Annotated in this window: 9 protein-coding genes; 3 read left to right on the top strand and 6 right to left on the bottom strand. The window is 56.7% G+C overall.

The features are described 5' to 3' along the window. Positions 1 to 436 precede the first annotated feature (436 nt). Together QZ170_RS08785 and QZ170_RS08780 are read left to right on the top strand one after the other, a co-directional pair. Complete coding sequence (locus tag QZ170_RS08785; RefSeq protein WP_297180051.1) at positions 437 to 877, top strand: PepSY-like domain-containing protein; 441 nt, start codon at positions 437 to 439, stop codon at positions 875 to 877. A gap of 16 nt (positions 878 to 893) precedes the next feature. Continuing rightward, on the top strand, positions 894 to 1,652 hold the full coding sequence (locus tag QZ170_RS08780) for a superoxide dismutase (RefSeq protein ID WP_297180048.1): 759 nt from the start codon (positions 894 to 896) through the stop codon (positions 1,650 to 1,652). A gap of 94 nt (positions 1,653 to 1,746) precedes the next feature. Here the strand turns inward: QZ170_RS08780 and QZ170_RS08775 are convergent, their stop codons facing one another. The 6 genes from QZ170_RS08775 to QZ170_RS08750 form a co-directional block, all read right to left on the bottom strand. Beyond that, on the bottom strand, positions 1,747 to 2,817 hold the full coding sequence (locus QZ170_RS08775) for a hypothetical protein (RefSeq protein WP_297180046.1): 1,071 nt from the start codon (positions 2,815 to 2,817) through the stop codon (positions 1,747 to 1,749). Between the two features lie 27 nt (positions 2,818 to 2,844). After that, the gene (locus QZ170_RS08770) at positions 2,845 to 3,621 is read right to left on the bottom strand and encodes a hypothetical protein (protein ID WP_297180043.1); all 777 of its coding nucleotides are present in this window, start codon (positions 3,619 to 3,621) and stop codon (positions 2,845 to 2,847) included. Between the two features lie 57 nt (positions 3,622 to 3,678). After that, positions 3,679 to 6,030: a TonB-dependent receptor plug domain-containing protein gene (locus QZ170_RS08765; protein ID WP_297180040.1), complete on the bottom strand. Its 2,352-nt coding sequence runs from the start codon at positions 6,028 to 6,030 to the stop codon at positions 3,679 to 3,681. A gap of 226 nt (positions 6,031 to 6,256) precedes the next feature. Further along, positions 6,257 to 6,589, bottom strand: coding sequence for a hypothetical protein (locus tag QZ170_RS08760; protein ID WP_297180037.1), 333 nt, complete (start codon positions 6,587 to 6,589; stop codon positions 6,257 to 6,259). Between the two features lie 544 nt (positions 6,590 to 7,133). Next, positions 7,134 to 8,972, bottom strand: coding sequence for a DEAD/DEAH box helicase (locus tag QZ170_RS08755; protein ID WP_297180034.1), 1,839 nt, complete (start codon positions 8,970 to 8,972; stop codon positions 7,134 to 7,136). A 156-nt stretch (positions 8,973 to 9,128) separates the two neighbouring features. Next, on the bottom strand, positions 9,129 to 9,752 hold the full coding sequence (locus tag QZ170_RS08750) for an SIS domain-containing protein (protein WP_297180032.1): 624 nt from the start codon (positions 9,750 to 9,752) through the stop codon (positions 9,129 to 9,131). Between the two features lie 215 nt (positions 9,753 to 9,967). Between QZ170_RS08750 and QZ170_RS08745 the strand changes: the two genes are divergently transcribed. Beyond that, the gene (locus QZ170_RS08745; RefSeq protein WP_297180029.1) at positions 9,968 to 10,795 is read left to right on the top strand and encodes a class I SAM-dependent methyltransferase; all 828 of its coding nucleotides are present in this window, start codon (positions 9,968 to 9,970) and stop codon (positions 10,793 to 10,795) included. The last annotated feature ends 54 nt before the right edge of the window (positions 10,796 to 10,849 follow it).

Below are 10,849 nucleotides of genomic sequence, written 5' to 3'. Positions count from 1 at the left end.
CTGTTGTGTACACGTGGGTATACAGTTGTGTACACACGTGTATACTCATCCCTCCCAGGTAGGAGGTCTTCGCTTGGCTTATCTCGACTAGGACACGGATACTTCTATCTTCGGCATATATTCCTTGATGACCCTGCCCTCGCACTATAGTGATTTCATGCGTCAGCCTTGGGGTCTAGTAGGGGGGCGGGAAAGCTGAGGAGAAGCAGGATAGGAGAGAGGGGGCGGAAAGAAAGAGGCGAGTAGGAGCAGGAAAGAAATAAAGAGTAGAGCAGGGAAGAAAGAGAAGAGGAGGGGCGGGAAGAAAGAGGCGAGGAGGGGCGGGAAGAAAGAGAGGAGAGCAGGGTGGAAAAGGCTGAGGGAACAACCTTTACCCTCAGAGGGAGGTTATAAAACTAATTGGTATATATTACTCACTATTAGATTCACTTTCATTATGAAGAGATTCTTGGCCTTTGCCCTCGCGTTCCTCGCCCTGTCAGTGACGACTCTCCGAGCAGACGACGACCGCATCATCGAGTTCAGAGAACTCCCTAAGGCTGCACAGCAGTTCGTGACCAAGTACTTCGCTGGCCGTAACGCCGTCCTCGTCAAGCAGGATCGCGACTTCATGTCCACGACCTATGAGGTAACTCTCTCCGATGGTACAGAAATAGACTTCACCTCCAACGGCCAGTGGAAGGACGTCGATGTCAAGCAGAACACTATGCCCCTCGGCTTCATCCCTGCCCAGATCACCAAGACCCTCAATGCCCGCCATGCTGGCGATGCGATCAAGCAGATCGAGCGCAAGCGTCAGGGCTACAAGGTCGAGCTTAGCTCGGGGCTAGAGGCTCACTTCAATGCCAAGCTCCAGCTCGTACGCTACGACGACTAACCCCCCACATCCACAGATGAAGAGACGAAATATCCTAGCACTGACCCTCCTCTCCCTCGGCCTCCTCTCTCCCCTCAGCCTCTCGGCGCAGAGGGTCGATAAGGCAAGCCGCGGGACAGGACGCACCTCCAGCGCCCCCGCCCAGTCGGCTCAGGCCGACAGTGCCCTCTACCGACTGATCACCCTCCCCTACCCCACCAACGCCCTAGAGCCTGTCATCAGCGAGCGCACAGTGAAGCTCCACCACGGCAAGCACCTAGCAGGCTACGTCACGAAGCTGAACCAGCTCCTGAGCGAAAGCCATCTGATGGAACGGGACCTCGTGAAGCTCGTCAAGTTCGCTAGTGGCTCGATCTTCGACAACGCAGGTCAGCTACTGAACCACAACCTATACTTCACGCAGTTCAAGCCCGCCGTCATGGATCGCATTGACGAGCCTAAGGGTAACCTAGCGGAGGCTATCAAGCGTAGCTTCGGGAGCTTCGAGAAGTTCCGTGAGCAGTTTGAGAAGGCAGGTGTATCGATCTTCGGCTCTGGCTGGCTGTGGCTCGCTACGGATGAGGCAGGACGTCTCTATGTAGACAAGGAGCCCAACGCAGGCAACCCCGTGACCTCGGGTCTCATCCCCCTACTAGGGATCGATATCTGGGAGCACGCCTACTACCTCGACTATGAGAATAGACGTGCCGAGCATCTCAAGCAGATCTGGCACATCATCGACTGGGAGGTAGTGAGTCGTCGCTACGAGGAGCGTGCGAGCTTCTTCACGAAGTAGACACTTCTCCCCCCTTATCCACTATCCCCCTATACAACGAGAGGGCTATCCACTAGGTGTGGATAGCCCTCTCGTTGTATAGGAGTGTGGGGAATTAGAAGTAACCCTCGGGATCGTTGTTGTGCTTGTAGCTCTTGTAGTAGCGGAAGAAGTCAAGCGAGACACTCTCCCAATCCTTGGCTCCGAGGAGCTTCACGAGGCGCAGTGCGTAGACCTTGTTCTCATCCGAGAGCTTCTCGAAGGGGTAGGGCTCTGGCTTTACCTTTTCCTTCTCATTATCGGGGGCAGCATCTACCCTACGGTCGTAGTCAGCATCCATATAGGAGACCACCTCGTCTTGGAAATCCTTGGAGGCATAGACATTCATCGGGAGGCTCAGATGGAGGAGTTGCTTCCCGGACTTAACCGTAGCATTAGGCGCATAGAAGGGTGAGGCCTTTCCCTCCTCTAGCTTCCCCTTGAGGCTGTGCCACAGGTCGATATTCAGCGTGAACTGACTGATCGTTGCGTTCTGGATGTAGCCCTTGATGCCGATAGGCTCTGTGTCCTTGAGGAAGTAGTAGAGCTTATTCCCCTTGTCGTCTTGGGGGCTCTTGCTCGCAGACTTGTTCCAGACGTTCGTATCGCAGTAGACGTACTTGAGTATGCTGGAGGGGTTGCTTGCGTCGAAGCTAATGCTCTTACCGTCGAAGTCCTTAGCCTCCGTGGGGTAGAAGAAGAACTGATAGTAGGGGCGGTTCGCCTCAGAGGCATACTGATCGTTGATGAGCTCCCCCTTAGCATTGTATAGGTAGATGATAGCCCCATAGTCAGGTGCAGCAGAGGTGGGGTCATTAGGGTCGTACTGCTGGACTTGGTAGCCGATGAAGTCCCGATAGGGAGCATCGCTGGAGAGCACCCACTGATCTCCTTTCTTGACGAAGGTATACTCCTGACGGTCGTAGATATTCCGATACGTGAACGTACCTCCTGAGGGGACGTAGTGGAAGGACTTCGTACCATGCAGGTGTCCATTGCTGAGCGTGATACGCACCTTGGCTATCTCGTCTATCGACGACTTCCCGTTGTCGGGCTTGGGGGTGGGCTCATCCTTTCGGCATGAGGTGAAAGCAAAGGCGCAAGCCATGAGGCCTAGAGTGAAGGCCTTTATGATACGTGTTCTCATCTTGTTGCTAGTTGTTTGGGTGGATACTTAGTTAGCTTTTATAGTGAAGTCTATATTCATATTGATGTCCGTGTCGGCTCCAGGTGTTACCGAGGTATTGAAGGGGAGCACATTGCCATCCTTAAACTTTGTCCCGTAGAAGTGCGCTAGCGTGATGACCATCTTTAGCTCCTTAGTCTTATCGGCATCGGTAGCCCGAGGACGCACGAACTGAATGAGCCCAGTGAAGCCCACGGGATTACGCTCTTGGTACATCGTCCCGTCAGCCTTCTTGCGCGTGAAGACATCGCAGTAGGCATATTGATAGCTCAGCAGTGAGGCTGGAGCATAGTCCACCTCATTACCTCGGACTCTCCATATCTCCTTGAAGAAGTGCTGGTGGCGGTTGATCTGCTCATCGGAGACGAGCTGGTCGTTCATGAGCTGCCCCGAGAGGTTCTTGTAGGCGATCTTCAGTAGGTAGACACGATTGGGTGTCTTGGCGGTACTCTCGACGGTGAACTTCTTGGAGTAGCCTGCCCCCTCGATGAAGCGAACGGTCGCCCCCCTCTGATCCAAGCCTATCTTCTGCACAGCGGCCGTGGAGAGGTCTACGTCGTCGAGGGTCGTCTCGGTGGAGAAGGTCTTACCTGCCTTCAGTGTCGCCTCGGTGAGGGTGAGTTCGGCGAAGGTGGGATTATCATGCCCCTTGTTCTGCCTTTCGTCTACGGGTGGCTTCGGTGTATTCTTGCCACAGGAGACCAGCGTGCTGGTGAGGGCTAGGGCGAATGCTCCGAGGAGGAGCGGTGCTAGTGTCTTACTCATTGCTTTATTATTGATAAGAGAGTTCTGTCAAAGGAGTGAGGGATAAGCAGGGATCTGCTAGAAGTGCCAGTGCAGAGCGAGACGGACATCCCGCCCGACATCGTGAGAGTAGTAGCGTGCGCGGTTCGTGTACTCCTTGTACTCGGTGTCGAGGAGGTTATCGACACTGAGGGAGAGACTGAGCGACTGCCGCTCCGTCATCTGCTTCGTCATACGAGCCTCGAGCCCGAAGAGATGGTAGTCAGGCGGACTCTGGGTGAGGTCGGTAGTAGGGTCAAAGCGACGCTGACGGTCTACGAAGCGGTGCGAGAGCGAGAACTCCCCCGTGTACGAAGAGCCAAAGGCCTTGCGTAGACCAAGCTCCTCCGAGATCCTAAGTGCAGGTATGTAGGGATAGTAGCGTCCCGTCTTCATCTCATTCGCCCAGATCATAGAGCCCTGCACACGGGCATAGAGGAGACTAGGGATGAAGAAGTAACGGGCATCGAGGTCGAGCCCACGGAAGAAGGCATCGCTCTGCTTGTAGCGGAAGACGGGATATTGCCCCGCCAGCGTCTCGGCATACTCCTGCGAAGGCTCATCATAGATATAGCCCTTGATCCAGTGTAGATAGCCATCGAGCGTCAGATCCCATCGCTCGGAGTGATGGACGAGGGAGCTCACCCACTTGTAGCCTCGCTCGGAGCGCAGTGTGCGGTCACCGTAGACGAAGATAGCAGAGCCGTGCTGGCTACCTAGGCTGTAGAGTTCCTGCACGTGGGGACTGCGCCAAGCGAGTCCGAAGTTGGAGGTAACCTTCCATCCCTGCCCGAGGTGAAGGTGTCCACCTAGGCTGTAAGTGAGGTTCAGGAAGGAATGGTCGCCCGAGAAGTATTGGCCTGCGACATCATACCCCGCTACGGACATCTGCTGACCATCTAGGCGCACCCCTAGCTCTGCCCCGAAGTGATCATCCGCATAGCGCTGTAGGGCATAGCCGCCCCAGGTGCTCTGGGTGTAGTTAGGGATAGGGGGAGTGAAGCCCGTACCACTATTGCTGTAGTTGTCCACGTACTCGCCATGTACCCCAGCCTCGCTGTCCCAGCGGTGGTAGTGCTTGCGCCACGAGGCATCGAGCTGGGTGGAGGAGAGAGAGAGGGAGAGGGTGGGGACATCGGCATAGGCGGTATTGCGGCGGATCGCATACTCATCTCTATTGTCCCGCTGGAGCGAGGCCTGCAGGGTGAAGCGACCGAAGTGGTCGCTCTCCCAAGTCCCCTTGACCTTGCCGAGGTAGTGGACGACATGGTGGTAGGGATTGCTGATACTGCGGGAGAAGGGGCGGAAGATGTCGGGCATCCCACGGCGTAGGAGCTCCGCCATACCCTCACGGCTACGTAGGTGCCCCGAGGGGAGGAGCCCCGTCTTATTCTCATAGCGACTGAAGAGTCCCTCGACACTCCACTCCCCGTGCTTCCAGCCCAGCGCCAGCGAGGTATTGAACTCACGCACACCGGTATTCATCAGCCGATACTTGGCCGAGGAGCGGTCTCCAGCATTGGTATAGGAGCCTTGTACTCGGTAGGCGAGGCTTCGATCAGAGAGCGTCGCACCCTCTAGGTGCAGCGAGGTACTCCCCCGATGACCATTGGTAGCATAGGCTGCCCCGACGGCTCCGTGGAGCGACTCCTCGCCGTAGGGTAGCGTCGCTTGCTCCATGACGATAGCCCCCGCCATAGCCTCGGCACCATAGCGCACAGCCTCGGCACCCTTGATGACCTGTATGTGGTTATTGCCCTCGACATCCACCTCGGGGGCATGGTCCTCGCCCCACTGCTGTCCAGACTGGCGCACCCCATTATTCATGATGAGTACCCGATTGCCATACATACCGTGGATAACCGGCTTAGTGGTCGTGGTGCCCGTCTGTAGGCTCGTCACACCGCTGATCTCGGTGAGGAGCGAGGCGAGGCTTCGCCCGAGGCTCCGCTCGATCTGCTGAGAGCTGAGACGACTGACCACGGCATTAGCCGAGACCACACGACGAGCCCCCTGCACGGTGACTCCCGAGAGCATACGCTCCTCGCTCGTCATATATAGGGTATAGCTCCCCTCGGTTGGACTCCCTGCACTACGGCGGAGAGTCTCTAGGGAGACAAAGCCCTCATGATAGCCGAGGGCATGGACATGTAGGCCATCGGTCTCCTCGGGGGAGAGGGATAGCTTGACCTCGCCAGAGGGGTTAGCCTGATACGTTTGCTTGCCGAGGTGTGCGACCGCCTGCGGGAGGGGCTCCTTCGTACGGGCATCGAGGATGCGCACGAGGATACTCCTCACCGTCACCTGGGCTCCTGCTGGGCTATAAAGCCCTAGGAGAAGCACCACGAGCACACACCAGCACCATAGATGGATACGTGATGAATGATACATGAGGGGGTGAATGGGATGATGTACTCATCGAGTAGTATGCACCATAGAGCTGGCACACGAGGAGACTCGATAAGACCGATAGAGACATGGATGAGACGACCCTCGGATAGGGCGCTCACACATATACGTACTGTATTGGGAGGGATCGGGGTACGGGGCGGAGGAGTCCCAACTATGGGAATGCCCCCTAGGAGAGGGACACCAAGTGCCCCCCAGCCTTCGTGGCTTAGGCTAAGGTATCAGCAGGTGGTGCTCGTAGCTGGGCTAGGCACAGGTGGTCGTACGACCAGATGCTCTCTAGGCGAGTGCCGAGGAGGCGTACACCGAGCACCGAGGCGAGCAGTGCGACGCCTAGAGCGAGCGCGAGGAAGGGGGTATGGACGAACTGACAGAGCACGCAGTCGGTCTGATCTATGTGCGAGGTCAGTTCCTGAGAGGTGGATACGGAGGCGACCTGCACCCCCTCAGCTCGGTGGCTGAAGTCATGCAGGGTAACCATCGCTAGGAGCCCCAAGAAGAGCCCTAGGAAGATACCAGCTAGTCGTCTGCGCTGTCCCATCCTATACATAGAAATACTTCCTACGGGGGCAAATATAGTAAAAAACTAGTCCACAAAGACATCGACTACGTAGGGGCAACGCATAATCTCTTTCGCACCCTCCATTCTTTGGCTCTCTGGGAATATTCTTTCATCCCCTAGGGAGCCTTAGCCGTATCCTGAGTTGTATCCCGAGAGGGTCTAGGTATGCATCCCGAGAAGAGCTAAATACGAGTGTCACTGGGGATATACTTAGAGCGAGGTAGTGTACACGCGTGTATACTGTTGTGTACACGTGGGTATACAGTTGTGTACACACGTGTATACACATCCCCCCTAAGTAGTAGGTATACGCTCGGTCTGTCTACACCTAGGACACAGATGTTTCTACCCTCAGGGTATGCTCCTTGACTCCTTCGCCCTCGCACTACGGTGATTTCATGCATCGGCTCTGATCGATACGCAAGTGGAGCAGTAGGAGCCCGTCTTTGGACTCTTACTGCTCCACGATAGGGGTGGTGTCGGCAGGGTACCGAGCGCACCACCCTAGCTGGGGGCTGGGGAACTACCAGCGAGACTTCTTCTTGCCCTTGTACTTATCGAAGGGTGAGGAATGGCTATCCCCCTTTCGGCTAGAGCGGGGAGAATAGTCGTCACGATGCTTCCGACCCTTGTGTGGTGCCCGTGGGCTTTCGTCGGAGTAGCTGCGCTTACCCCGACGCTCACGCTTGCCCTCGGAGGAGCCTATAGCGTCAGCGTAGTCCACGACGATACGACGACCATCCACCTCGTAGCTGCTCATGGAGGAGACGACCTCAGAGGCCTCGTGCTCATCGACCTCGAAGAACGAGAAGCGAGGCATGAGGTCGATCTTACCGATCTTCACACGACCCGGGACGCACTTGTTGATGAGCTCAATGAGCTTGTTGGGGTACATCTTGTCGAGCTTACCGAAGTTGATGAAGAGACGCTTCATCCCTTCCTCGGCTACGGCATTGCGCTTATCCCGCTTCTCCTTGCGCTCGGTGGGGAGCTTGCCCTTGTCATCCGCCTCCTCGATGGCTTCCTCGCTGTCGTAGTAGTCGAGCATACGGCGAAACTCCATGAGCATGATCCGTCGCAGGAGCTCCTCCTTGTCGAGCCAGTCGAGCTTGCGCAGGAGGTCAGGCAGCACACGCTCCAGCGTGGCATCCTCGGTGATCTCTACTCGCTCGATACGATCGGCCAGACCGAAGAGCTGCTTCTGACAGATCTCCTGCCCCGTCGGTAGATGCTTGCGCTCTAGCGTTGCGTGCGAGATACGCTCTATATCCCGAATGCGTCCACGCTCACGGCTATGGCAGATGGCGATGGATAGCCCCATCTTCCCAGCACGAGCCGTTCGGCCACTGCGGTGGGTATAGCTCTCGATATCATCGGGTAGACCGTAGTGGATCACGTGGGTCAGGTCGTTCACATCTAGTCCTCGGGCAGCGACGTCGGTAGCGACGAGGAGCTGGAGGTTGCGTATGCGGAACTTCTGCATCACATAGTCACGCTGCGCCTGAGAGAGCTCCCCATGCAGAGCATCGGCATTATAGCCATCACGGATCAGCTGGTCGGCGATCTCCTGAGTCTCCTTGCGTGTACGGCAGAATATGATCCCATAGATACTGGGGTAATAGTCTGCGATACGCTTTAGGGCAAGGTACTTGTGGCGGGCAGAGACGACATAGTAGTGATGCTTGATGTTGGCATTACCCTGGTTCTTGGTACCGACGACGATCTCCCGAGGCTGGTGCATGTACGAGGCTGCGATCGAGCTGATCTCACGGGGCATGGTGGCCGAGAAGAGGAGGAGGTGACGCTCCTCAGGCACCTGCGCTAGGATGGTCTGCAGACTCTCGGTGAAGCCCATATTGAGCATCTCATCCGCTTCGTCTAGGACGACCGTCTCCACCTCGTCCAGCGAAGCGACACCACGCTCCATGAGGTCAATCAGACGCCCTGGGGTAGCGACGATCACCTCGACACCACGACGAAGGGTGCGGATCTGCGCCTCTATGGATGAGCCCCCATAGACGGGGAGGATACGTACCGAGGGGAGATACTTGCTGTACTCGGTGAGGTCGTCGGAGATCTGTAGGCACAGCTCACGGGTGGGGCATAGGACGAGGGCACGTGCATGGCCAGAGGCATTTGTCCGGGTCTTGGACTCCTCTAGGCTACGAGCGACGTTCTGTAGGAGGGGAAGGCCGAAGGCAGCCGTCTTACCGGTGCCTGTCTGGGCTAGTGCGATGAGGTCTTGGGGCTCTCCGAGGAGATGGGGGATGACAGCTTCCTGCACGGGCATAGGCTGTTCGTAGCCAAGCTCCGCTACGGCTTGGCAAATAGGGGCACTCACCCCTAGGGCTTCAAATGTCATTGATTGCTCTTGTGATAAAAAATACGCCTAGCACTCGTTGGCTCTAGGCTGTGTGCTCTCATGGACTACCTCAGCCCAACCTCAGCACACGTTACTGATAATTCGCGACGAGAGGGTACGTAGCCTCGCAGCTACCCACCCTATACGAGCAGACGTCTAGCGCTGCTCTGTCTGTAGCTCACGACTCTTGTCCCCAAGGTAGCCACCATGATGGCGGAGGGAGTAGTCGTGATAGGAGAAGCCGATACGCTGCATCACACTCACCACAAGGAGGTCACCCAGTACCGTCATCACCGTAGTGCTGGTGGTGGGGGTGAGCCCGAGGGGGCAGACCTCCCGGGGGTTACCTGTGGAGAGACAGACGTTGACCTCCCTAGAGAGGGGGCTATCGGGGTTACCCGTGATCAAGATGAAGGGCAGGGTGGGATACATCCTACGGGTGAGGGCGACGAGCTCCAGCACCTCACGGGTCTTACCCGAGTTGCTGATCAGCAGCATCACATCACTAGAGCAGACCATCCCGAGGTCGCCATGCTGCGCCTCGCTAGGGTGTAGGAAGTAGGCCGGTGTACCTGTGGAGCTGAAGGTCGTGGCGATATTGTGGGCGATCTGCCCTGCCTTGCCCATCCCCGAGGTGATGAGCCTACCGCCCTCCTCGTGTACTCGCTCTAGGATGAGGCTTATTGCACCCTCGTAGTCATTCTCTCGGGGGATATTCTGTAGGGCGTGGATCTCCGCCGCTAGGATCTGCTCGATGGTATACTCGTGGGGTGTACTCACTGCTTCATTTCTTATCTCGCCTGCAAAGATAAGTCTTTCTCTCCATTCCACATACGACCTTTACCTCGGCAAGGGTACACTAGGAACATAGTCGTCGGGGAGGTGGGGAGGATGACGAGGGGGCAAATCAGCATTAGTAGGTATTGTCGTGTATAGAGAGATGGTATAGCTTTGTGATACAGAATATATCATCAAGATAGACAGACGACCAACGTATGGAACAGATCAACATCGAGGGGCTAGGCGCCGTCCAAGAGACCCTCATCATCCCGCTGGCGATGCGTGCCCTAGACCTGAAGAGCAAGAAACCCATCCTAGGAGACAGGTACGCAGCAGAGCTCTATGAGCGGGTAGCCTACGACAAGGAGAAGTTCGCCCCGAAGAAGACCCCGAGCTACTACGGATGCCTCCAGCGAGCTCGCTACCTCGACGAGGAACTCATCCGCTATGCCCGACAGCTCCATGCATCGGGCACTCCCTTCGTGACCGTAAACGCAGGCTGTGGGCTCGATACCCGAGGCGAGCGTATCGCTGAACGTACCTACGGGGCGGTTCACTTCGACATGGACTTCCCCAACGTCATACAGCTCCGTCGTACCCTGCTCGGCGAGCGAGCGACCTTCATCGAGGGCAACCTCCTAGAGGAGACTTGGATCGAAGCCCTCAAGGCCAAGATCACACCCGACACCCACGTCTTAATCGCCATAGAGGGGGTATTTGCCTACCTAAGCAGGGAGGAGATCCAGCGTGCATTACGACTTATACACACGGCCTTCGCTGGGCGCTGTGTCGTAGTCTTCGATGCCCTAAGTAGCTTCTGGGCGAAGCGGTCACGACAGCACGACACCCTACGGCACATGGAGGCAAGCTTCACAGGGGGCATAGACTCCGAGGAGGACATCCTCGGCCTACTACCTGAGGCACACTTCGAGCGCAAGATACCCATCGTCGATCTCATGGCGCAGGTCTGGTGGGTGGCACACCTCATGAAGCTCACCCGCAAGATGCGTAATAACGTCCAGATCTTCACCTTCACCCTCTAGTCCCCCCACCAAGCGAAAGCCCTGCCCCCTCCCCTACCCGATCTCCTATAATAG

Source organism: uncultured Porphyromonas sp. (assembly GCF_905372525.1).
Lineage (GTDB): Bacteria > Bacteroidota > Bacteroidia > Bacteroidales > Porphyromonadaceae > Porphyromonas.
This window is presented reverse-complemented; position numbering and strand designations above follow the sequence as displayed.